This is a genomic window from Prosthecodimorpha staleyi (assembly GCF_018729455.1).
Taxonomy (GTDB): domain Bacteria; phylum Pseudomonadota; class Alphaproteobacteria; order Rhizobiales; family Ancalomicrobiaceae; genus Prosthecodimorpha; species Prosthecodimorpha staleyi.
In genome coordinates, this window is sequence record NZ_JAHHZF010000002.1 from 79036 (window position 1) to 103781 (window position 24746).

The window sequence follows — 24746 nt, forward strand, 5'->3', positions numbered from 1 at the left end:
GGACGTCCATCACGTCGTCGGGGGGAATGCCGGAGGTGCCGCAGCGCCCGCGAATACATGGTCGAGGATGGCCAGCATCTGGCGCGCACCGGCCGCCCCGGTCAGATGAGCGAGCGCCCATTGGGTCCGTGCCGCACGCGACGCCGCATCCAGACGCTCCGATGATGCGGCCAGGTCGGCAAGCGCCCGCGCGAGGGCCGCCGCGGTCGGCGCGGGCACGAGACTCCCGTTGCCCGGACGACCAAGGCAGGACGACGCGCCGACCTGGCCGGTCGCCACCACCGCCGCACCGGCCATCAGCGCCTCGCCGACGACCACCCCCCACCCGTCGTCGGTGGTTGTCGATGGGACGACCAGGACATCCTGGTCGGCGAGAATGCCCGGAATCTCGGCCATCGGGACGGCACCAAGAAACCGGAACGGGACTCGCGCCTCGGCTTCGGCGCGCTGAACCGCTGCCGCCTCCGGGCCGGAGCCGGCGACCGTCACGGACATCGGCAAGGCGCCTTCGAGACGCGAAACGGCCTCAAGGAAAAGGTGGATCCCCTTGGCGCGGGTCAGCCGGCCGAGAAAGGCGACGCGCAGGCAGCCGTCGAAGGCGCGGCCCGACAACGGGGCCGGCGCCTGGACGAAGTAGCCGAAGGGGAAGATCCGGTCGGACCGATAGGCCGCACGGCGGAACCACGGCGGTCCATTGCGCCCGATCGCCAGGACGAAGGCCACCTGTCGACGGATGGCCCCCTCGGTCAGAAGGGACTGGGCCAGCCGAGCCAGGCCGGCCAACCCTTCGGAGGCGCGCGGCTCTGACATGATCGCGAAGCGAAGCCCGCCGGCCAGAACCAGGCGCAGCGCCAATTCGTTGGTCGGATTGTGCCGGATGCCGGAAAAGACATGCACGGTATCCGGCGGGGCGTCCACGACCAGAGCCGCCACCAGTTCGGGTGTCGGTGCGACCGTGAACAGGGCCCGGCTGTCCGCATCCAAAGCCCAGCCGAGCCTTTGCCGTTCCGGCGCGATATCCGCGTGCGCCACGGCCAGGCACGATGCGACTGTCCGGCACTGCCGCAAGGCCCGGATCACGTCGGCCTTGTGGGGTGAAGCCGTCGGCTCCCAGAAGATGATCCTCCACCTAGTCAAACAGGAACGCTCCGAGCCCCGCCCCGACGGCGGCCGATGACAACCGTTCCTTGACGCGCTGCCGCCCAGCCGCGGCCCGGGTCGCCGCCGCCTGCCGGTTGCCTTCGATCCAGACCAGGCGCGCTGCCAGTTCTTCCGCCGCTTCGGTTTCGAGGATCACCGCGGTCTCGTCGTCGAACACCATGCGCATGTCGCTCACATCCGTGCTCAGCAGCAGCATCCCGGTGGCGGCGATCTCGACAACCTTGGAGGGAAACGTGGTCTGGCCGACGCTGTGGCTCGGCAGCTTGAGGCACAGGCCGACGGCGGACAGTCCGACCAGCGCCCGATAGGTCGCCGCCGGGACGAGGCCGTGCAGCGACAGGCGCAGACGCCCGACGCCGTTGACCTCTCGCGCCAGATCCGCGAACAGGGCCGCGTCGTAATGGCCGGTCAGATGGAAATGCAGGGCCGCCTCGGGATGGTCTCGGACAATCAGGCGAACGGTCGCCGCAAAGAGATCGCTCCCGGTGCCCGGCATGATGTTGCCGCCGAAGGAGACATGGAGTTCCTCGCCGAAGAAGCGATCGCCGGCCGGCTCCGGGACGTCGAAGTAATCGGCCACGCCGTAGATCGCCATATAGGTGTCGAAGCCCATCCGGCGCGCGAGCTGGTGGGAAACCGTCAGCCGACGCCGGGCACAGAGCCGGTCCAGAATCGGATAGGCGATCCTGGTCACCCGGGAGATCAGGTCCTTGTCCTGCGCGATGGGGCCGTCCTCGATGTCGAGGATCGCCGGGTTGCCGGCCAGCCGCAAAACGAGGGCGGCGAACACATATTCGGGGAAGAAATTGTAGAGGACGACCCGGTCGCCGCGCCGCACCGTCCGCAGCGTGAACAGCAGCAGGGCGAGCCCCGCCGTCATCCGCTTGACCACGAAGCGTCCGGCCACGGGGACGACCATCATCGGCACGGGATGATCGTGACAATCCTCGGCTCGGGAGAACAGGCGCCGGAGCGGCCCGGGGACGACGGAACTGACGACGATCGCATCCCGGCCGGCGGCCTTGAGGGCGGAGCAGACGCCGAGCACCTTGTTGCGCACGGCCGGAACATCCAGAAACGTGCCGTGAAGGCCGTTCAGCCGGTCGCTGGATACGGGGGCGAAATAGAAGACGCGAGGCGGCATAAGGAGAACGGCTCTGCTCTTGGCGTTGAAGGGGCGCATCGGCGCTTCGCCGGGCGACGCCGCCCGGGCGGCGGGCCATCGCTTCGTCCGACCGGTCGCCGATCGATCCGCCTAAGGTTCGGATATCGGCGATCGAGACGTCGCGGCGGCGGTGACCGCATCGGCAGCCAGCGACACTCCCGCGGCCTCCAGAACGATGTCCTGGTAGGCACGGCCGAACGCCGCGAAGCGTTCCGGCCGCAGCCGCTCCGCTTCCGCTCGGAACAGCGCATCGCTGTCCGGTGAAGCCGTTTCGGCGACGTCCGACATTGCCGCCGCCAAGGCGTCCGCATCGTGAGGTGGGAAGTAATGGCCGCGGTCCGGCGCCTGTTCCCGATGCACCGGAATGTCGGACAGGATGACGCTCTTGCCCATCGACTTGGCCTCCTCCACCGAGGTGCTCCAGCCTTCGAACAAGGACGGGTTGATGACCGCGACGGCGTGCCGGTAGAGAGCGGCAACATCGGGAAAGGGAACGACGCCGAGCGCGCGGAAGTCGTCGGCGACGCCAAGCTCGACGGCCCGCGCCATGACCGCCTCTGCATGGTCCGGCGCGCGGAAATCGCGCATCAAGCCCGTCGAGATGACCAGCCTCGGCATGCCGCGCGCCCGAAGGCGCGCGAGCGCCTCCACGACAACCGCATGATTCTTGTGCTTCCAGAACTGGTTCGGCAGATAGAAATACGGCCGGTCGATGCCGTATCGCGCCCTGAGGATGAACTCGGCGCGTTCCTCCCCCGGACTGCCGAACCCGGATACGAATCTGAGGACGCGACTGCGGGCCAACGCGGCCGGCTCGAAGCGCGACAGATCACTCTGTGCGCTCGAACTGCTCAAGACGACGAGCCTCGATTGCCGGACATTCTGCCGATAGCCGATCTCCCGCCGACGGATCTCGGACGGAGGAAACAGATCCGGCAGATGCAGATACTGGAAATCCGGGATCCAGGTGATCGCCGGCAAACCGGCGCGCGGCCCGAGCGGCGGGCTGTGCGACAGGACGGCGACGCCCTGCGCGCGCAGATAGGTTTCCAGCACCAGGTTGCGACCGGCCGCCCGTTCGACCGCCTTGCCCAGCAGGCGAACCGGATGGCGGCGGGCGACGAAGGACGTCCTGACGATCCCGATGCCCCGGAACCCTTCCAGGAGCACCTGCGGGGTTTGGGGGGCGGCGAACACGACCGGCTCGATGCGCCGGTCGGGCAGGCTCATGACCGCCTGACACAAATTGGCGATGTAGTTCACGCCGCCGAGCCAGCCCGCATCGGTGGCGTTGACGATGAAGGCCACCCGGATCATTCCGCCCCCCGCGCGTACCATTCCGCGTAGGCGGCGACCTCGGTAGGCAGATCCCGCGAAGGGCTCCACGCGAGATCCCGGGTCGAGGCGATGTCCGCCTGGTAATGCTGCGGATCGCCCGGTCGGGCCTGCCCGGAAAAGCGCGGCAAGAGACCCGGCCGCAGCGCGCGGGCGAGAATTTCCAGAACCGTGCGGTTGGACGTCGCGACGCCGGTCCCGCCGTTGAAGACCGGACAGTGTCGGCCGGCCGCCTGCGCGGCCGCGCCGATCAACCGGGCGGCGTCCTCGACATGCAGCCAATCGCGTGTCTCTTCGCCGGTTCCGGCGAAATCGATCTCGCCGCGGCTGAACTTCAGGCTGGCGTCCCACAGCAACTGCTTGCGCAGCCCGATCCCGTAGATCGAGAACAGACGCACCGCCGCGACGTTCAGTGAAAAGTGCCGGGCATAGGAGCGGGCCATGTCCTCGACGATGACCTTGTTGGTGCCGTAGGGAGACACGGGATTGCGCGGCGCATCGACCCGGATCGGCAGCGTCTCTGCCAGTCCGTAGACGCCGGCGCTGGACGGAACGACGAGACGTGCCGCCGGCACATACAGGCGCTGATATTCCAACACGGCCAAGGTCGTCAGCACCGAGCGTTCGAAGTCCTGACGCGGATGCGACATGGAGTAGGCGACCGACCCCGACCCAGCGCAGTGGATGATCACATCCGGCTCGCCGCCATAGGTCGCCAGGGTATCGAGCGTCACGTCGACGCCATGCCACGCCTCCAGGCCCCAGCGGCGCCACTCGCCGAGCGCCCAGACGCCATGGCCGACGCCGGCGACGCGGTATCCCGTCTCGGCAAGACGCCGGGCGACATGGCGCCCGATGAAGCCATAGGCGCCGGTGACAAGAGCTTTCACGCTACGAACGACCTTCCATCCACCGAAGTCACGGCAACAACCGCCACCAAAAATTTGAATTCCATATACACATCATGTAACCTTATTTATATCGCTTATTACTTCAATTTCTTCGTTAATATCTCGATCGAGATGGCGAATGACTTTCGCCGGAAACCCGGCAACGACCGTATAGGGTGCCACATCCTTGGTGACGACACTCCGCGCTGCGACGACGGCTCCCTCACCGATCGTGACGCCCTTCAAGACCGTGGCCCCGAACCCGATCCAGGCGTCGTTGCCGATGGCGATCGGCGCCGAGGGCACGTCGGTCAGGATCGGCGGATGACCATTGGAGAAAATGTCCAGGAAATGCTGATGCCTCGCCCGGGCCGAGAAGGAATGCGAATTGCTGTCGTGAATATTGACATCGTGCGAAATCAGAACGCGATCGCCGATGACGATCGAATTGGCCGACCATATGTTCGTCCGCTCGCCGATGAAGCAATACGCGCCGATCTGGATGTCGCCGCCATGCCCCATGGTCTCCAGACGAGCCAGAATTCGGCTCTGACGGCCGATCCGGATGTTGTCCCGCGCTCGATTGTTGGCGATGATGCACGCCGGATAGAGGACCGCACCGTCCTCGGCGACGCACGATGCCAGCTTTATCTTGCGCTCGAAATGTTGTGCGAACCGTTCGGGGGTCCGGAGCAGGCGACGCAGGATCCTCGGGAGAAGATCGGCATGCGGCCTGACGAATTCTTGGCGAGGATTGTCAGTCACGAAGCACCCTACTGGCGACCAGCCCCAAGGGCAGGAGCGCGAAGACGAGAAAGGCGGCGGAGGTTGCCCAGATCGCCCCGGACACGCCGAACTGGCCGATCAGGGCAACCTTGAGCAGAATGGCCACGACGGCCGTCGTGGATGCGAAGACAATCTGCGGTCCGACCCTGTGGGCGCCGTTCAACAGCATCGCGATCGGCGCTCCGGCCGCCTCGCAAACCTTCCAGACCGCGAAGCCGACCAGCAGAAGCAGGGACGGCGCCACCGCGCGGCCGACCCAGGCCTCGATGATCCATGGCCCGGTGACGACCAGGACCAGCGAGCCCGTAAGCGCGATGCAGACGTTGGCAAGGATCGATCGTCTCAGCATCCGGCTTGCCCAGGCGCGATCGCCGCGCGCGATGGCTTCGCCGAAGGCCGGCCACAGGGGCGCCGTGATCATGCCCAGAACCGCCGACAGGGCCGCGAACAGTTTCTCCGGTACCGCGAAATCGGCCACGGCCGCCGGCCCGAGCAAATGGGCGATGATCAGCGAATCCGAGCTGTAGGTGACGGCGACCACCGACTGAAGAACCAGAAACAGGAAGCCGGTCGAGAGCACGCCTGCCATCACCGCCCCCTGCACCCGCCGCAGGGACGGGCGCAGATCGGGCCGCCGAAACAGGAAGAACCACACCGCGTTGCCGGCCACGGCGACCTGCGGAATGCCGAACAGGGCGGCGACGAGCCAGGGAAGCCCGCCCTCGAGACGGACCACCGCCAACACCGCCGCCAGACCGAGAAGATTGCCGCCGGACTGCCACAGGCTCACGGTGAAGCCTTGTTGCAGTCCCGTTTGGACCTTCTGAACGATCGAGAGGGGAAAGGCGGCCAGAAAGCAGGCGGCGAAGACGGCGACGGCAGGGCCGGCCTCCGAACGCGCCAGATCGGTCGAGACGTTGAACAGACGGAACCAGTCGATCCGCGGATAGGCGAGCACGAACGCGCCGGCCAGGACCCCGGCGAGAATCACGAGGATCGCAACGGCACTCGACACGACGGTCCGGATGCCGTCGAAACTGTCCTTGCCGTTGAGGCGGGCGACCATGGTGAGTACGCCATTGCCGACGCCGAGGTCGGCGAACCCCAGAATGGCGACGAACGAACTCATGATCATCCACATGCCGTAGCGCTCCGCACCCAGATAGTGCAGCGTCAGCGGCACGGAGATGAGGGCGGCGGCGATCGAGATCGCCCGGCCGACCGCCGATGCCAGCGCGCTCAGCACGATGCGGCGGTGACGCTCATGGGCCCGTGCGGCCTCGGCCGACGCTCCGACCGGAGCCGAAAGGCCGGCCGCCAGCCGCCGCCAAAGCGCCGGGCGTGAGGGGGCCGTCATTCGAGGCCGCGGATGACGCACAGCCGGCCGGACCGGGACGCCGTCACGGGCCGCCGCTCTCCGCCCGGTCGAAATAGGCCAGCCCCGCGAGGGCGCTGCGACGGTCCGCGGGTGGCGCCGGCGGAGCGCCCGGCCGGAGGCTTGCGGCAAGCGCGCCGATCGCCTGGGCCGACCACGCCGAAAGGCCGGAGGGCGAAACCGTGCGCGACCCCGTCTCCCGCAGGAACGGTACCGTGGACGCACGCCAGGCCTTGGCGACTGGCGCATCGACGGCAAGATTGTCCTCGAACGCGTTGCCGACCGGCGCTCCGGGGCGGTCGCCGGGGAAGGCCGCCAGCGCGGGATAGCGCGCCCGCCATGTCGGCGACTGGATGTCGACCGCGTGCAGCTTCTTCATCAGCACGCTATCGGGCTTGCCGTAGGCCTGTTGCCAAGCCAGTCCGCGATCGTCCATGAAGATGCCGGCTTCGCGCGGTGCGACGAAGAGGTTGCCGACGACGTGGTTGTCCCGCCCGCCGCCGACCAGCACGCCATAGCGTCCGCCGGCGATCACGTTGCCGATGATTTCGACACCGCTGAACTGATCGTCCAGATAGATCCCGAACACGCTGGCCGGATCCGTCCGGTCAATTGGGCCGAAATCATGGATGAAATTGTCCGCGATCCTGTTGCCGCGCTGGGTCCAATCCCGCCCCATATAGATCACGCCGGCGTCGTCCGTCTCCCGCACCAGATCGGCGAACTCGTTGCCCGCCACGGAGTGCTCGTTGCCGACAACCTGGATGCCCCAATGGGGACCGTGGACGATCAGGCAGCCGGAGACCGTCGCCCCGACGCCGGACAGCGAAAGCCCGGGCGCGAGCCTGACCTGACCGAACCAGGCTACGACGGTGTCCTCGATCCGATGGCGGCTTTCCGTCAATGACGGGCGGTCGCCGCCCGAAACCGTCACGCCGGTTCCAGTCGTGTCCGCCACGACGCAGCGCCGCACGGCCACATCCTCGCCGCCGTCGATTCGCAGGCCGGTGCCGATCGTCTGTCCGACGTAGCAGTCCTCGACGGACACGTTGCGGCTGCCGTCGACGGCGAGCGCCGGCCCGAATGACCGCTCAATGGCGAGGTTCGCAAGCCGGATCCATCGGGCGTCCTTCAGGACGACCACGCCGCGCGATACGATGACCTCCACATCCTGACCGGATGCGCCCAGCCGGATGCTCGGCCCCCTCGGTCCGCGATCCAGCACGACGGCCCCCGGGGCTCCCGGCCCCAGGTCGGCATTGTAGACCGCGATCCGCCCGATCGCGCGGGGCGGGAACTCGCGCAGCCGATCGACGATCAGGCTCTTCGTCTCGGGATCGGAGCCCGTGACCGGGAGCACCTCGCGCAGCCAGTCATAGGCCAGATAGCCGCTGACCCAGAGGTTCGGCTGCCCTGCCAGTCGCTCGAACTCGTCCGGCCGGAGCCGGATCGCGACCTTGTCGCCGGCCGCGCCGACGGTCTGCAGCGCCCGCCGATCGTAGCCGACGGTCGGCATGCGCGTGGGCATAAGGCGCCGGTCGCCCGCGAAAAAGGCGTAGCCGGCCTCCGCGGCGGCACTGAAGTCCTCTGCACCCGCGCCCGGCGCGGCGCCATGCATCCAGGACGGCTGCACCCGCGTCGACCCGAGCGGCACGGCACCGGAGAGCACCGTTCCCCCGCCGGCTGCGCCGCGCAGTGTCAACGGCCCGCCGGGCACGCCGGAATCGCCGGGTCCGAGGACGATCGGCGCCTTGACCCGGTAGGTGCCGGGTTGCAGGAGCAGGGTGACCGCATCCTCGGGCCGGGTCCGCCGGTGTTCGCGTGCGGCCGCCAGGGCGCGGCCGATCGCTCCCGGATCGGACGGCGGCGCGACCCGGATGGTGAATTCCTCCGACGCGGCGGCAGACGCCCAGAGCGCGAGCATCGCAAGGGCAATCGAGAGAAGCCGCCCTCCCCGCCCGAAAACGCCCCAGACGGCCGCCCGCCGATTGTGCGCGGTCCATTCGGCCGGGGCCTGCGGCGGCCTCCGCAGCGGAGCGGCTCCGGGTCGATCGATCGCCCCGGCCGATCCGGCTGCGCGTGGTCGCGTGATCCGACCGGTTCGGGGGCCGCCCGCCCGACACGGGTTGGCGTCCGCCTCCGGCTCCGGCCCCGCCGACAGAGAATCGCGCCTCACGGGCGAGCCCCATCCCGGACCGCGGCGCCACGCAGCAACGGGCCCCGCAGCCATCCTGCCGTCGCCCGGGCCTGCGACCGGATGCCGATCGAGGAAAGACCGAAAGATGAAAGCCAACGCAGCCGATCTTCCCATGCTACCGCCATCGGGGTGAAACGACGTTTCACCCCCTCTTTCGGCTTGCCGAGACTCCGTCACGCCCCGGAGGCGAGACTGGTGGTCAAGAAGTCAGTGGCTCCGAGTCACGAGACGGATGGCAGTCATCCGTGTCGATCGAACCACTAGCCGGCAGGCTGCAGCACGGTTCGCGCCACGCGGGCACGGACCGTGTTGCCGTTGAGCAGATCCAACAACACTTCGACGCGCCCTTTGGCGTCGAGGCTCAGGAGTTCGCCGACGCTGCCGGCCATCGGTCCCGCGATCAGCCGGACGCGATCACCAGGCTGGTAGCCGTAGTCGGGTTCTATGACGCCGTCAGGACGAACCGCGGCGGCAAGCGTTTCCACCAACCCGTCCGGAACCGGCGATGGGCGGTCACGGGCCATCACCAGCGACGCCACGCCGGTCGTGCCGTTGACGGCCCGCCAGCGATCGCGGGTCACATCGAGGCTGACGAAGAGATAGCGCGGGAACAGGGCCACGCGCACGGTTTCGATCCGGCGGGCATGGCGGCGGGTCCTCTCGACCAATGGCAGGAAGGTTGCCCAGCCCTGCCGGCCCATATGCATGCATGCCAGCGATTCCCTGTTCGGCAAAGTATGAACCACGTACCAGCGATGGCCAGCCGCACTATCTCGCAAAACCGCACCCCACAGTCTCACAAATTCTATGCATTTCGACTATTTTCCTGGCACATCGCTTTTGTTTTTACTTTCCGTACCGCATGAGGACTCTCCACGACCGAGCGCGACGACGCTCGCCATAGCCAGGATCGAGGCCGCATACATGGCGACGCCATGAATCTGGATGGAGAAATCAACACCGGCGTGGGTGGCGACCAGGACCAGCGCACCGAGACCCGTGGCGACCAGATGCCTTTGCCGGTGACGCCAGCCGACCCCTCGACGAAACATCGAAACCAGTCGCCAGAGCACGAGCAGGAGGATCGCCAGGAACGACACCCCCAAGCCGAGCGTCGCCTCCAGATAGCTGTTGTGCGCCCGGTCCCAGACCCCCTCGATACCGGCGCAGGCGACATCGCGGTAGAGCGGGAAGATGTCCGCAAAGGTCCCGAAGCCGGTGCCGAAGAGCCAATTGTCGCCGACCGCCGACAAGGTGGACCAGTATGTGCAGAAGCGACTGTCGTCGGCGCCATGCTCGTTCAACCGTTGCAGGGCCAGCCCGCCGAACAGAATGAAGCCTGTCACGATCGAACCGTAGCCGACGATCGACCGCCAATTCGGGCCAACATCCCTGTTTTGGGTCCGCACTCCCATGACGGCGAAGACGACCAGAAAGCCGATCGCGGTGGCGATCAGGCCGCCACGCGATGCGCTCAGGAACAAGGCGACCAGACTGAGCATCGCCGCACAGGCAGCCCGCAGCGTGTCCGCCACGGCATCATCCCCGCGCCATTGGAACGAGCAGGTCCGCTCGGCGAGATCGCCCCAGTCCAGTTTGCGCGTCGTGCCCAGGAACTGCCCGAACCATATCAGCGCAACGAGACCCAGAAAGGTCGCCGCACTGTTGCGGTTGACGAAGGTCGCCGTCAGCGAACCCAGATAGGTCCATTTCTCGAAGATCAGGATCGTGTTCGGCACGAGCAGAAACTGAGCCAAGCCGAATACAACGACCGAAAGACCGAAGACCCTCAGAAATCGGGCCAAGCGAAACGCCGCGCGATCACTGCCGAACACGATGAGCGCAGCCACGAAAGACAGGATCGGCGCGACAAGCGGGACGAGGCTCCAGGCCGTCGCCTCGGAATTGATGGAAATGGTCGGCCTGACCACTCCGAAGTCCTGGGACAGGCGGTTCCCGGCCGGATCGACTGCCAGCAGACTCTGTGCCGGGATGCGCTGCAGTACCAGCAGTCCGACCAATACGGCGGCAACCAGCGCGGCGTCGAGGAGCAGGCGCCCGACGGCCGGATTCGATACCGGTCGGCCAAGCGAAAGAACCAGGATCAGGCAGGTGCAGAGCGCCGACAGGCCGAGCGGTACCGTATGGACGGCTCCGAACGGCATCACGGCCAGGATGACGGACGCGAAGAAGAGCCACTCGAGCAACCGCTGGCCGGCCGCGACCGCGGGCGCAGCAGCCGGCCTCGGACCGGCCTGCGCAGCGGCGACACAGCGGGCTCCTGCGGAAGCCGGAACGGGCCGCGTCACGGACGCCTCCTGCCGACGCCGGGCGGGTCGAGGAACGGAACGGTTTCGGCCGGCTGCCGGGGCTGGCCGATGTCCAGACCAACCCGGTCCGCGGCGGCATAATGACGGCGGCGCTCGCGGGCGGTCATGCTTCCGAGGCGATCGAGATAGAAATTCCTGAACAGGCCGGGCCAGCGTTGCACGACGGCGACCACGCCCGCCGGGTTCGTGCCGAACTCGACCAGGAGAGCGAAATCCCTGCGCGCCGGTTCCCGGAAGGCCTCGACCCCACGCGCGGCAAGATCCGCGTAGAAGGGCAACCGGCCGCGCAGGACCCAGCCCTCGAAGGGTGCCAGCCGGTCGGCATGGGCGAAGGAGGCCGACACGGCCGGGGTCAGGCCTCCGTCCGCGATCTCCACCATGGCCAGACGCAGCCAGGCATTGCCGTCCGTCGGCACGCAGGCGATCAGCCGCCGGGTCTGGTCGAGGACCGCGGCCCGGGCCGCATCGACCCGCTCCAGATCGTCGCCCGTGACGGCGAGATCGAGCCGCGCCAGAGCAATGGACACGCGGGCGCGCCGGATCCGCGCATCGCAGATGCCGTCCAACCGCGCCTCGGGATAGGTGGCGTCGAACCGGTCCAGATAGGCCTGGTCGATCGCGGCGCCACCCTCGATCCGCGCTGCCAGATCGAGTTCGGGCGTGGCGCGCAGCGTCTTGACGAGCATGTCGCTCGCCTGCCACGCCACCGCACCGGCAACCCACAAGGCAATCATCTTACCGAGCAGGACGGAACCAGACATCAACGGTCACGATAGTATTTTTTGTATTTTCCATAATAATAATCACGCGATCCGTAATCCTCATAGAGTCGGACGCCCGCCAAATTTGCCTTGTTGAGGACGACACCGAGCGTCTTCTCATAGACGGACTGTTCGTGCTCGAGCGTCGAACGGACGACATGACGCGCCGTTCGTCCCCATTCGACGACGAATACGAAGGCATCGAACAGTCTCGCGGCGGCGCGCACGTCCACGATCGGCCCGACCGGCGGCAGGTCGACGAAGATATAGTCGTAGTCCTGGCCGGCATCCTGCAGCAGCGCCTGCATGGCGGCGGACGAGATCAGCTCGCCGGTATGCGAGAGATTGCGCCGTCCGACCGCCGGCAACAGGTCGAGGCCGGTCTCACCCTCGCGCAGCAGCAACTCCCGAAACGGCACTCCGTCCATCAGCACCTCGACCAGGCCCCGGGCGGCATCAGGTGCCGTCGCCCTGGACAATCCGGGATTGCGCAAGTCGGCATCGATCACCAGGGTATGGGCGCCCAGATGCGCCACCAAGGAGGCGAGGTTCTTGGCGATCGTGGACTTGCCTTCGTTCGGCAGCACCGAGACGAGCCCGATGATCTTCGGTCGATGACTTCCAAGCGTGATGTCGGCGGCAACCTTGGCGGAGCGCAGGACTTCAGCAAATCCCGACAGCGGCGAGCCGACCGAGTAGCGCATCACGCCTTGGGATATGACAGGCGGGTACGGACCCGACGCTGCGCCCATGGAAACCGGATGCATGCTGCGCAGTTGCGAAGCGCTGACCGCCGGCAGGAAGCCCAAGAACTCAAGGCCGAGTTCGTCGCGGACCTGTCGTCCCGTTCGAAAGACACGGTCGCGAAACTCGCGGACCGCACCGATGCCGAAGCCGAGCCCGAGACCCAGGATGGTCACGAAGGCAACGACGAGACTCTTCTTCGGATGGGACGGCGCCAGAGGCCGCGACGCCGCCGTGATCACGCGCGCCTCGGTGATCGGGAAGGATTGCTTCTGGACCGCCTCCTGATATCGCAGCAGGAAGGTCTGGTAGAGGTTCTTGTAGGTGTCGGCTTCGCGCTCCAGTTCGCGCAGCCCGACCAGTGTCTCGTTGGTCCCGGCATTCACGCCGACCAGACTGGACAGGTTTTCCTCCAGCGCCTTTTCGCGCGATCTGGAAATCTCCTGTTCGCTCTTGTAGCTCTCTGCAATGCGACCGAGTTCATCGAAGATCAGCCGCTCGTATTCGCGCATCTCCGCGCGCAGGGAGATGACCTGGATGTGACTGCGCCCCAACCGGGCCGAGAGTTCGGCCTCCGTCTTCGACGCCTTCAGGTATTTGTTGCGCAGATCGATGATGACAGGATTGCCAAGGGCCTCCGACACGGCGGCATCGGCCTGGCCGGAATCGATGATCGACTTGATCCTTTGATACCGGGCCTCGGCGCGCGCGGTGTCACCGCGGGCAATCACCAATTGACTGTTCAACTCGCTGAGCTGCTGTTCGCCGACCAATTGCCCGGACGCGCCCGATTTCACCAGCCCGTTGTCGGACTTGAAGCGCTGCACCGCCATGTCGGTCTCCAGCGCCCGGGTCTTCAGCTCCTGGATGCGGGCGAACAGCCATTCGGTGGCGCGTCGTGTCGCGTCGAACTTGGATTCCAGCTGATCATCGAGATAGGCGTCGGCGAAGGCGCGCGAGATTTCCGCCGCGCGGGACGCCTCAGGCCAGGAAAACTCGATGGAGAGCACATAGGTCCGGGCGACGCGCTTGACCGTCAGGTTGCCGGCCAAGGTCGAGATCAGCTGGCGTTCCTTGGCAAAGCGCGCCTCGGCATCGCTCCGGGCTTCGGAACCGAACCAACGCCGCACGTCCAACGCCTGCCGGACCGCCCCGATCATGGAGCCGAACAGAGAGCCGGTGGCCCGCTGGAAGCCCGGATCGTCGGCGAGCCCGGCCTTGGCGATGACCGCCGCAATGATCCGCTCGGACTTCAGGACCTCGACCTGACTGTCGATCGCGCCGGTATCGAACTGCAATTCGGCGATCGAAGCCGTCGGATCGGGATCATTGCCCTTGCGGCCGTCGATCAGGAGCAAAGTCGACGCCGAATACCACGGCACCGCCGTCAGCGCATGGCCCATCCCGATGATCGCGCCCAGAAGTCCGAAGAACAGAATGATCCTGTATTGTCGGCGGACCGCCGCCAACACCTGGTCGACCTGCAGCATCGCGCCGGCCGGCTGGTGCAAGTCCTCGGGCATCCCCGGAGGCGCAATACTGGATCCGACAGGCTTCAACATTCGGAACTCACCTCGTCAGCCTGCCAATACGACGACAGACAGCGCAACTGACATCGATCAGCGGGTCGGGCTGACCGAAAGGGCGTCGGAAGCGATGGAACCGCCTGCGAGCGAAGCGCTCGTGCTGGGCGTGGCCGTTGTGCTGCCCTCGGAGACGTCGGCAGCCGTTCGGTTGCTTCCCGAGCCGCCGTCAGTGCCGGCGCTGTTGCCGCCCTCTCCGGTCGCGCCACCGACCCCGCCGCCAGCCGAGATCGAGGCAGAATCGACGCCGCCGGCGGCGGACAGAAAGGCCGCCATGAACTGACCGTCGGCAACCTGCCCCATCACGGCCTGCAGCTTGACGGCCAGATCCGGGCGGTTGCGCACGCAGGCCTGAACGGCCTGCGAACTGCCGGCGCCGAGGGCGGCCTTCTGGCTCGGGCTCGCGCTTTTGGCCAGGCTCGCCATCGCTTCGGCCGCCGTCACGTCGCTGGTCAGGATGGAGCGCACCGCCAGGGTCAAGGCGCGGCCGCCTTCGGGATACTGCGCAAGAAGCGCCTCCGGACTCGACACGAAGTCCTGGATCGCCGCTTCCGGGGCGCGGGCCGAACCGCTCACGCAGGCATTGCCGCCAGCCGCACCCGCCGACTGTGCCTGCGCCTCGCCCCCCGAGACCGACAGACCGGCAATGCCGATCGCGAGCGCGCACGTGATCAAAGACTTCAACATCGCAATCTCCCAAATACCGACCGGTCAGGCAGCACTCCTGGACTGCAAATCCTCAACTGCACCCTGATCGTGTCACTTGCTGAGCGTTTTCACGGAGTGCCTGACCGAAACAGCGTCGGTTCCGACCTTCGCCGCTCCGCCCGTCACGCCCGTCACAAACGTAATGAACTTCATCACCTCAATCTGATCGGCATTCGATACATAAACGATGTCACCATCCCGGATCGGAAACTTCTGCGCAGCGAAGAATGAAGACGGATCGCGGAAATTCGTCCGATAGACCGTCGGAATCTTTTTCTGCGCCACGTCAAAGGGTGTCAGATCGACCTTCATTTTCTCCAGCGCCGCGCGATCTTCCGCGCGGTAGACGAAGACCTGACCCGGATCCGCACGATCATCCATCAGACCGCCGGCTTTGCCGACCGCGTCGGACAGATTCACGCGCTCCTGCTCGAACTTGAACTGGCCGCTCAGTCCGGTGGCGCCGAAGGCAAGGAAGGCGCGCTGTTCGCGATAGACGTAGATCGTATCGCCTGGCACGGCATAGATGTTCTCGGAAGGCTTTTCGATGAGGGAATTGAAGTAGACCGTCGCTCTCTTGCCGCGCCTCTGCAGAGTTACATAGGTCTCGTAACCCGGATGCACGATACCGCTGGCCTTGGCGATCACGTCGAGGATGCGGTCGCCGCCGGCATTGAGCGTCAGTTTCTTGGACGCCCCCACGTCACCCACCACGGTGACTTCGTTCGAATTCTGGCTGACCAAGGCCACGACCGCCTGAGGTTCGATCGCTCGATTGGAGAGCTTCTGCTCGATCTCGCGCTGAACGTCCGCGAGCGTCCGCCCCACGACCTTGACCTGGCCGGCATAGGGGACCGCGATCGACCCGGCCTTGTCCACGGTCTGCTGCGGAAGCGTCACGAAGTTGCCGGGGCGGGCGCCGGCGTCGTTCGGAACGAACAGGCCACCGGACGACGATTCGAAGATCGACACCTGAATGGCATCGCCGACGCCGATCTGAAGGGAGGGCGACGGTCCGCGACCGACGCCGAAGCTGCCCCGCAGCGACCCCGGCCCCGGATCGGTCAGATAGTCGAGAATGTCAGAACCGATATCGACCAGGGCATATTTGAGAGCAACCGGCTCGGCGCTCCTGACGCTCGTGGCGGCACCGCCGTCGATAGCGCCGTCGCCCGGCCCGGCCGCAGGCAACATGCTGCAGCCGAGCAGGCCGCCCACCATGACGGCGACCGAGGCCCCGCGCAGAAACAGGCTCGTCGCAAGAGTCATCGGCAATATTCTCCAATACCAGTTTGCGCCATCCTACCAGCAGACAAATGATTTCTCAAATGTAATGCCTCCGCGTCGATGCTTGAATCTCTGTAAAGTTGCCCATAAGGCACACACGATTCAATACAGAATCATGAATTTGATTTCAGATCGATGATTGACATAATGATTCTTCATATTTATATTTCACACGCATTCAACAATACTGATATTCACATTCGACTCGGATGCCAATACGGGGATTGATCAAGAGCCCAGGGCACCGCCCGTTCGGGCTTCGATCGTTTCGACGGAGGCCTCAGTCCACGACGCAGACCCCCGACGGGTCTATTCGGATGGCGGTCAGCCTGTTGGTAATGAAGGCTCCGGTATCGATGTTGATGCGATTGTGAAGCATGTCCGGACAGGGAACCGGGGTATGCCCATGGACAACGATGGAGCCGAAGTCATCATCGCAACCGAGAAACTCGCCCCGAATCCAGTACAGGTCGTCTTCAACCTGATTTTCGATTTCGATTCCCGGTCTCATGCCGGCATGGACGAAGAGATACTCGCCGATCCGGCAATGGGAGCGGGTCTCCGATAGGAACTTCTTGTGATCGGCCGGAATCGCGCGCCAGGCTGCATCCCACATGTCGGCCGGCTCCCGGTCCCGGACGGCTATGCCATAGGATTGAAGTGTCGACAGGCCGCCGAGCGTCGCCCAACCCTCCAATGGCGCCCGCCGCGCCAGATAGGACAGCATGACCTGCTCGTGATTGCCGCGCACGAAGACGGCAGCGGTCCGCGACGCGCGCTCGATCAGCGTTTCGATGACGGCTGCGGACGCGGGCCCGCGATCGACATAGTCGCCGAGGAAGACCTCCGTCTTCTCGCCGATGTGGGACCGTGCCGCATAGTCCCGGTCGATCCGATCGAGCGTGGATCGGAGCAGATCGGCGCGACCGTGAATGTCGCCGACGGCGTAGAGGACCCGCCCCGCCGGCGCTGACGGATAGACGATCGGACGGTGGATCAGCTTCTTGAACGCTGCTGCCAACACGGTCGCCACCTCCTTGCTTCGACGCGTCTCTATCGGGGTCTCGTCCCTTGGGCGCGCTTGCGCCCCGGATCCGAGGCCCCTTTCAGTAGGCATTCGAACTCAGCCAGCCCGACAGGAAGGTCCGCACCAGAATGCGGACATCCAGCCAGATCGACCAATTGTTGACGTACCAAATGTCGTGCTCGACCCGCGCCTCCATCTTGGCCACGTCACGGGTCTCGCCACGGTAGCCGTTCACCTGCGCCCAGCCGGTGATCCCGGGCTTGACGTGATGACGGAAGGCATAGCGGGCGATGATCCGGTCGTAGAGATTGTCATGCGCAATGGCATGCGGTCGCGGCCCGCAGACGGACATCTGCCCGAGGAGGACGTTCATGAACTGCGGCAGTTCATCCGCGCTGGTCTTGCGCAGCAGGGCGCCGATCCGGGTGATGCGCGGATCGTCGCGCGTCGCCTGATTGACCACCGCACCATCCTCGGTGCAGGTCATCGTCCGGAACTTGTAGATCGAGAAAGGCCGGCCGCCGAAACCCTTGCGCTTCTGCCGGAAGATGATCGTGCCACCGCCCTCGATCCGGATGGCGAGCGCGATCAACGCCATCAGCGGCGCGAGCAGAACCAGGGCCGTCGCCGACACCACGATATCGAAACAGCGCTTCATCGCTCGATCGACCAGATCGAGCGGCGCGCGCTGCAGTTCGTAGCCCTGCATGCCGCCGAGCGAGATATGCGGACGCCGGAGCACGCGCTCGGTTTCGAGGTCGGCAAAGAGATGCACCGGGATCGGCAGTCCCGACAGTGCAGCCTGCATTTCGTCGACGGCGCGCCGATCGTTCCAGCACAGAAACAGGAAGACGCCGTCGACCTGGGTTCTGGTCAGCGCGCCCTGAGCCCGCTCCACGGCCCTGCGGCAGGCCGCCGAGAAGTCCGCCTGGCGGAGATTGCCGGGCAGCACCTCGATCAGGTCGACCACCTCGATGCCATTGCGGCGCAGGAGTTGTTGAAACCTCTCGCCGCTGCGCTGTCGAGCGTCGGCGATCACCACTGCACGGCGAAGGGACAGTTCTCCGGCGGCCAGTTTCGCGTTCAGCAGCCCCGCGATCCACCAATGCAGCGCCGTCAGCCCGATCAGACTGATCGCGAAGAACACGCTGAGTTCGAGCCGGGAGAAGTTTGCCGTCGTCTTGGAGAGGAAGGCGCCCCACCCCATCAGGAAGAATGAGATGCACACGACGCCGGCGACCAGCCGGATCTGATGGCGACGATGGCGCAGCACATCCAGCTTGTATCCGCCGCGCAACGCCAGGATGCCGATGAAGACCACCGCGAAGGTCGTCCCAACCACCAGATTGCCGATGGCGTCGGACGACGCCCCCCAGGGGACGAGGACAGTCACCAGCGAGGTCATCTCGATGGCCGCAGCAACGAAGCAGAAATCCACGATCAGCGTGGTCGCAACCACCCACTCGGGCGTCCAGCGGTATCGAACGCCAATGCCCGAATTTTCGGCTGCCGAAACGTTTTCGGTCGCCAGTCTGACGCCGGCAGCCGGCACGAACTCACCACCCGAGATCGGACGCGACGACATCTGGTCGCCAATACTCATCACCGACACCCGATCGTATAATTCATATTGATACGCCAACTCTTGACGTCATTGACAATCCTGTCAATGCACCGATCAATTCATATATCAGCATAAATATAGGTGTACGCCATTTTTCAATTTTTAATTACTTCACCGTATCTCTACTAACATACCGATTTAAACTTTAAACCGCAGAACAAAGGGACCCTATATTTTGGATCGATTGACCATTTCGTCCGACTAAGTCATTTCGATTCGGTTCTCTGGGACAATATTTGGCGGCGCGAATGGCGCGATGACTTCGAGATCGCGCCCCATGAACGACCGCCTCCAACCGAACATGAACCGGAAATGTTTCACCAGACGGCTGCAAAGCCCGTCACGCGACGCATCCCACGGCAACGTCTTATTGCATTGCAAAAGCAAGATCGCTCAGGTCGTCCCGGTCAATGCCCGAATTGCCGTCATTCGGGCGATATAACCCACAGTGGTGCACGCGGTCGCCCGTCTCGGCCAGTGTGGCGCCGTTGCGCCAGCGTGAGTGGAACGCAGCGCAATGCAGCGGCCGTCTCTTGTTGTCCGGGCGGCTCTCGATCACACTTCTTTAACAATCAGACACCAGGCCCGAAGAACGGGGCCGGGTTTCGCATGGGGGAATTGCCTTGAGAAGACGTGATTTCCTGCTCGGTGCGGCGGCGGCCTCGGCGGCCGGCCTCGGATTCGCGCCGGCCTTCGCCGCGGCCCTGCCGACGCCGTTCGGCCAGGACGTGATGCCGCCGATGGACGGGCGCGAGAAGTTCGTCAAGTGGATGGCCGAAAACCGGGCCGAGGACGCCAAATATCTCGGCCAGCGCTGGGACCGGTTCCAGGTCATGGTCGCCAACAAGGACGTGCTCGACGCCCGCAACAAGCGCGCCTTCCTGATGACCCCGCGCGAGGAATTCGTCCTCAAGCAGAATCTCGGCCGCGCCTACGAGCACGCCTTCCTGGACATCGGCTTCGGCGTGACCATCTCGGGGCCGCATGTCGTCGGCAAGATGACCACCTCGATCGATGTGAAGTGGGGCGAGAAGGTGCTCGAGATCGGCACCGGCTCCGGCTACCAGTCGGCCTATCTGGCCTATCTGACCGACAAGGTCTGGACGATCGAGATCATCAAGCCGCTCGCCGAGCGCACCCGCGGCATCTACGACGCGCTGATCGAGCGCGGTTACGGCGAGTTCAAGGGCATCACCTCCAAGAATGCCGACGGCTACTACGGCTGGGAGGAGGCCGGACCGTTCGACAAGATCATCGTTACCTGCGGCATCGACCACATTCCCCCGCCGCTGCTGCAGCAGTTGAAGCCGGGCGGCGTCATGGTCATCCCGGTCGGCCCGCCCGGCGCGCAGCGCATCCTCAAGGTGACCAAGGAGCAGGCCGCCGACGGCGCCATCCAGGTCGCCCGCTCGGACATCTACAACGGCAAGATCGTGCCCTTCGTGCCCTTCACCAAGCTCGAGGGCGACAAGATCGTCGGCACCCACAACAACTGACGACATCGTCCGGCCCACCGCCGCCCGGCCGGGCGGCGGCAGCCGGCGCTTCGGACCACAACCTTTTCCGCCTCTTGCGCCGGACGGACCCCGCGGGTTCCGCCCGGCCTTTTCATGAAAGCCGGAACGCCGCATGCCTTCGCCGAACGATGCCTTCCACGCCGACACCCGGGCGCGGCTCGATCTCTATCTCTCGGTCGGCCTGATCGCCGGGGCGGTCATCGCGCTGCAGATCGGCATCATGCGCGTCTTCTCGGTCGGCAGCTGGGCGCATTTCGGTTCGCTTGTGGTCAGCCTCGCCATGCTCGGCTTCGGCCTGACCAGCGCGGTGATGTGCGTCGCCAAGGACTGGTTCGAGCGTCACTGGAAGGGCGTCGCGGCCGGCTCGGTGATCCTGTTCGGCCCGGTCATGGTCGCCGCCAACCTGGGCGCCCAGCAGATCCCGTTCAACGCCATCTTCCTGGTCTCCGACCCGGCGCAGAAGTGGAAGCTTGCCGGCAATCTCGGGCTCTACCTGCTGCCCTTCCTGTGCGGCGCGGTGTTTCTCGGCACCGTCTTCCTGCGCGCCTCGACCTTCTTCAACCGGGTCTATTTCGCCGACCTGACCGGCTCGGGCCTGTGCGGCCTCTTGTTCCTCGGCGCGCTCTATGTCGTGACGCCGGAGGACCTGATCCTGGTGCCGCTCGCGCTCTGGTTCGTCGGCGCCGTGCTGTGGTTCCGGGCCGTGCGCCAGACCGCCCCGATGATGGTCGCGGTGGTCGCCGGCCTCGCCGCGGCGGCGGTGCATGTCTGGCTGCCGGCGACGACCGGCGTGCCGAAGCTCGCCGTCTCCGACTACAAGGGCGTCGCCTATGCGCGCAAGTTTCCCGACAACCGGCAGGTGACCCGGATCGTCTCGCCCTTCGGCGACCTGCAGGTCTACGCCTCGTCCTATCTGCATTTCGCGCCCGGCCTGTCGGACAATGCGGCCTTCAACCTGCCCAAGATGCCGTCCAACGCCTATCTCGGCCTCTATATCGACGGCGAGGGCCCGAACGGCATCATCCGCGACCTGCCCGCCCAGGAGACCGCCTATTACCGCTATCTGCCGATGTTCTATCCCTATCTCCTGAAGGACAGGCCGGAGACCTTCGTGGTCCAGTTCGGCGGCGGCATCTCGACCTCGGTGGCGCTGAAGTCCGGCTCGAAGCGGGTGACGGTGGCGGAGGGCAATCCGACGGTGCTGGAGGCCTTCCGGACGGTGAAGGAGCTGAAGGATTTCACCGGCGACATCCTGTCGAAGCCCAATCTCCGGGTGATCGACCATGACGGCCGCATCTACCTCGCCTCCACCCGCGAGCGCTACGACATCATCGACCTGAGCCTCGCCGACTCGGCCGGCCTGTCGAGCCCGGGCGGCTTCGCCATCACCGAGAAGTTTGCCTACACGCGCGAGGCCATGGCCAACTACATGCGCGCGCTCGAAAAGGACGGCATCCTGTCGGTGACGCTATGGAACAAGGAGGAGCCGCCGAAATCGGTCCTGAAGCTCTATGCCACCATGGTGGCGGCGGCCGGCGAGATCGACGGCGGCGCCTTCGAGGACCGTTTCTTCGCCGTCTCAACCTATCTGTCGACCGCGACCGTGCTCTACAAGCGCGGCGGCTTCACCGAGGCCGAGGTCGCCAAATTGCGCGCCCACACCAAGGCGATGTCGTTCGACGAGGTCTATTCGCCCGGCTTCGTGTTCGATCCCGCCTCGGTTCCGAACCTGCTCACGCAATACCGCGCGCAGCTCTTCGGCGAGGAGGCCAAGGCGAAGGATCCGAAGGCCCCCGCACCGTCGGCGGACGGATCCGCGCCGGCGCCGGAGGCCGAGCCGCTCGACGGCGATGCCGCCCCCGACGTGCTGCCGGCGACCAGCATGGGCCGGCTCGCCTGGCACCGGCTGATCCATGGCGGCTTCTCGGCGCTCGCCGCCGACTATGTCTTCGACACGCGGCCGCTGACCAACGACACGCCCTATTTCGCCGCTTACGTGAAGTTCGCCGACCTGCCCGGCGTGCTCGACCGGCTGGAGCTGGTCCAGGACGAATGGGGCTATCTGCTGCTCTGGGCGACGCTCGGCATGGCGGCGGTCGCCGCCTCGACGCTGGTGCTGATCCCACTCGTCTTCGGCTGGCGCACCATCTTCTCGCGCTATCCCGGCAAGAGCCTGACCATTCTCTACTTCGCCTGCCTCGGCGCTGGCTACATCATGGTCGAGGTCGGACTGATCGCCCATTTCGTGCTGGCGCTCTCCAACGCCACCGTCTCGGCCTCGATCCTGATCACCGGCATGCTGGTCTTCTCCGGCCTCGGCAGCTACGTCTCCGAGCACGTGCTCGGCCGCGCCAAGGCGATCATGCCCTTCGTGTTCCTGGCGATCGGGGCGATCCTGATCCTCTACGGGCTGCATCTCGACAAGGTGCTCGACGCCATCGGCGCCTGGCCCTACGCGCTGCGCCTGGTCGCCTGCTTCGCGCTGATCATGCCGCCGGCCTTCCTGATGGGCATGCCGATGCCGGTGGCGATGACCTCGCTCGGCCGGCTCGGCAAGGACCACATGTTCCTGTGGGCTTGGGGCATCAACGGCTGCTTCTCGGTGCTTGGCGCCGCGGCTGTGCCGGTGATCGCGACCGCCTTCGGGCTCTCCACTGTGCTCGAGGTCGCCGGAGGGGCGTATCTGCTCGCGATACCCGCCTTCTTCGCGGTGCTGCTACCCTTGGCCTCGTCCGGATCGGATCGGCCGGCCCGGGCGTTGTAGCCCGGAGGGCCTGTTCCGGTTCTCCGCTGAGGTCGCTCCCGCCGGAGCGGCCCGACCGCTTCGAGGCCTGCGCGCCATGACCCAGACCACCCCGTCCGCATGGACGGATACCGCCGACAACGATCCCGATCGCGGACCGGCCCCGCCCCGGCTGGCCGCAGCTTCGGCCGTGAGCCGGCGTGCCAGGTTCCTGGGCATCGGCCTCGCCGCCCTCCTGGCCGCCGTCTCCTCGGCGGACGCGCAGGGCGCGCCGGTCCCGCAGCGCAAGCCGGTCGCAGCGGCGGCCACGGCGCCGGCCGCGACATCGAACTACGGCAGGCTGCCCCTGCCCGCCACCCGGCTGGTCATCCGGCCGTTCGAGACCTCGCCCTTTCCCTATCGCGGCGACATTCCCGGCAAGGACAAGCCGTTCATGGACGTGGCCGACGGCGACCGGCTCGGCCATACCGCGCCGGCCGGGACGATCCGCTGGGAGCACGAGACCTATTCGGACCGCCGCGTGCTGATCGCGCTGCCGAAGGGCTTCGATCCGCGCCGACCCTCGGTGATGGTCGTCTATTTCCACGGCAACCGCTCGCTCCTAGAGCGCGACGTGATCGATCGCCAGCGCATCATCGACCAAGTCGAGCGTTCCGGGCTGAACGCCATCCTGGTGGTGCCGCAATTCGCCCATGACGCGCCGGATTCGAGCGCCGGCAATTTCTGGCGCCCGGGCTTCTTCGCCGCCTTCCTGAAGGAGGCGGAGCGGGCTGCGATCGACCTGTGCAGCCCGAAATGCACCGCGGGGCTCGCCGGCCGTCCGGTCGTCGTCGCGGCCTATTCGGGCGGCTACCATCCGGCCGCCTACGTGCTGCACCATGGCGGCGCCGAAGAGCGCATCCGCGGCGTGCTACTGTTCGACGCGCTCTACGGCGATCTCGACAAGTTCGAGGGCTTCGTCGCCCGGCGCGGGCCGGCGACGTTCTTCGTCTCGACCCATGCCAGGTCTTCGGCGGAAGGCAACCGGGAGCTCGCGGCGAGCCTCGTCCGGCGCGGCCTGAAGCCCGCCGCGTCCCTGCCGGCAAGCTTCAAGCCCGGCACGCTCGCCTTCCTGGCCGGCCCGGACGGGATCGTCCACAACGACTTCATGACCCGCGCCTGGACCGACGAACCGCTGCGCGCCCTGCTCGCCCGCATCCCCGGCTATCGCCGCTGACGGCTGCCGCCGGGCGCAGCATCGCGCGACCATCCACCTCCGCCCAAATACGGCTCGTCCCTGCCCCATGCGGGGCGGCCGCTTCCGCTCCCGTTCAGCTATGCGCGCTCAGGCCGGCCGTCATGCAGGAGCCGCGCGACACGGCTTCGGTTCCCGGGCCGGACCGCAATGATGGCCGTGTCCGGCCCGCCGGCAAGCCGGCCGGAACGGCGTTTCCGCCACCGCGCGGCGATCCCACGCCGCCTCCGGCCCCCGCGACCTGCCCGCCGAATGGGCGATTGATCAGGTTTTTCCCTC

18 protein-coding genes are annotated in these 24746 nt (G+C 66.1%); 3 read left to right on the plus strand and 15 right to left on the minus strand.

Annotation, left to right across the window (positions count from 1 at the left end; all coding sequences use genetic code 11):
* Window positions 1-9 precede the first annotated feature (9 nt).
* The 15 genes from KL771_RS03350 to KL771_RS03420 form a co-directional block, all read right to left on the minus strand.
* Window positions 10-1032, minus strand: coding sequence for a glycosyltransferase (locus tag KL771_RS03350; protein WP_261967153.1), 1023 nt, complete (start codon window positions 1030-1032; stop codon window positions 10-12).
* Between the two features lie 97 nt (window positions 1033-1129).
* Window positions 1130-2305: a glycosyltransferase family protein gene (locus KL771_RS03355; protein ID WP_261967154.1), complete on the minus strand. Its 1176-nt coding sequence runs from the start codon at window positions 2303-2305 to the stop codon at window positions 1130-1132.
* 111 nt (window positions 2306-2416) lie between these two features.
* Window positions 2417-3643 carry a glycosyltransferase family 4 protein gene (locus KL771_RS03360; protein WP_261967155.1) on the minus strand — a complete coding sequence of 409 codons (1227 nt, stop codon included), beginning with the start codon at window positions 3641-3643 and terminating at the stop codon, window positions 2417-2419.
* Window positions 3640-4551, minus strand: coding sequence for an NAD-dependent epimerase/dehydratase family protein (locus tag KL771_RS03365; protein WP_261967156.1), 912 nt, complete (start codon window positions 4549-4551; stop codon window positions 3640-3642). Before KL771_RS03365 ends, KL771_RS03360 begins: the two co-directional genes overlap by 4 nt.
* Before the next feature lie 72 nt (window positions 4552-4623).
* Window positions 4624-5316 carry an acyltransferase gene (locus tag KL771_RS03370; protein WP_261967157.1) on the minus strand — a complete coding sequence of 231 codons (693 nt, stop codon included), beginning with the start codon at window positions 5314-5316 and terminating at the stop codon, window positions 4624-4626.
* A complete protein-coding gene (locus KL771_RS03375) occupies window positions 5309-6694 on the minus strand; it encodes a lipopolysaccharide biosynthesis protein (protein WP_261967158.1) in 1386 nt (461 codons plus the stop codon). Before KL771_RS03375 ends, KL771_RS03370 begins: the two co-directional genes overlap by 8 nt.
* Window positions 6695-6737: 43 nt before the next feature.
* Window positions 6738-8429, minus strand: a complete 1692-nt coding sequence (locus tag KL771_RS03380; RefSeq protein WP_261967159.1) for a right-handed parallel beta-helix repeat-containing protein — start codon at window positions 8427-8429, stop codon at window positions 6738-6740.
* Between the two features lie 740 nt (window positions 8430-9169).
* Window positions 9170-9709 (minus strand): transcription termination/antitermination protein NusG, encoded by a 540-nt coding sequence (gene nusG / locus KL771_RS03385; RefSeq protein ID WP_315901472.1) that lies wholly within the window; start codon window positions 9707-9709, stop codon window positions 9170-9172.
* Window positions 9710-9727: 18 nt separating this feature from the next.
* Entirely contained in the window at window positions 9728-11218 is a 1491-nt protein-coding gene (locus KL771_RS03390; protein WP_261967160.1) for an O-antigen ligase family protein, read from the minus strand.
* Window positions 11215-12000, minus strand: a complete 786-nt coding sequence (locus KL771_RS03395; RefSeq protein WP_261967161.1) for a hypothetical protein — start codon at window positions 11998-12000, stop codon at window positions 11215-11217. The genes KL771_RS03390 and KL771_RS03395 overlap by 4 nt, the downstream gene beginning before the upstream one ends.
* Window positions 12000-14255 (minus strand): GNVR domain-containing protein, encoded by a 2256-nt coding sequence (locus KL771_RS03400; RefSeq protein WP_261967162.1) that lies wholly within the window; start codon window positions 14253-14255, stop codon window positions 12000-12002. Before KL771_RS03400 ends, KL771_RS03395 begins: the two co-directional genes overlap by 1 nt.
* Window positions 14256-14363: 108 nt before the next feature.
* On the minus strand, window positions 14364-15014 hold the full coding sequence (locus KL771_RS03405) for a hypothetical protein (protein WP_261967163.1): 651 nt from the start codon (window positions 15012-15014) through the stop codon (window positions 14364-14366).
* A gap of 72 nt (window positions 15015-15086) precedes the next feature.
* Complete coding sequence (locus KL771_RS03410) at window positions 15087-16304, minus strand: polysaccharide biosynthesis/export family protein (protein ID WP_261967164.1); 1218 nt, start codon at window positions 16302-16304, stop codon at window positions 15087-15089.
* 298 nt (window positions 16305-16602) lie between these two features.
* Window positions 16603-17355, minus strand: coding sequence for a metallophosphoesterase family protein (locus tag KL771_RS03415; RefSeq protein WP_261967165.1), 753 nt, complete (start codon window positions 17353-17355; stop codon window positions 16603-16605).
* A gap of 73 nt (window positions 17356-17428) precedes the next feature.
* Window positions 17429-18808 (minus strand): undecaprenyl-phosphate glucose phosphotransferase, encoded by a 1380-nt coding sequence (locus tag KL771_RS03420; protein ID WP_261967166.1) that lies wholly within the window; start codon window positions 18806-18808, stop codon window positions 17429-17431.
* Window positions 18809-19596: 788 nt separating this feature from the next.
* On the opposite strand from KL771_RS03420, the gene KL771_RS03425 reads away from it, so the two are divergent.
* From KL771_RS03425 to KL771_RS03435, 3 genes are all read left to right on the plus strand, one after another.
* On the plus strand, window positions 19597-20469 hold the full coding sequence (locus KL771_RS03425; protein ID WP_261967167.1) for a protein-L-isoaspartate O-methyltransferase family protein: 873 nt from the start codon (window positions 19597-19599) through the stop codon (window positions 20467-20469).
* 133 nt (window positions 20470-20602) lie between these two features.
* A complete protein-coding gene (locus tag KL771_RS03430; protein ID WP_261967168.1) occupies window positions 20603-23254 on the plus strand; it encodes a hypothetical protein in 2652 nt (883 codons plus the stop codon).
* Between the two features lie 76 nt (window positions 23255-23330).
* Entirely contained in the window at window positions 23331-24449 is a 1119-nt protein-coding gene (locus KL771_RS03435; RefSeq protein WP_261967169.1) for an alpha/beta hydrolase, read from the plus strand.
* Window positions 24450-24746 lie beyond the last annotated feature (297 nt).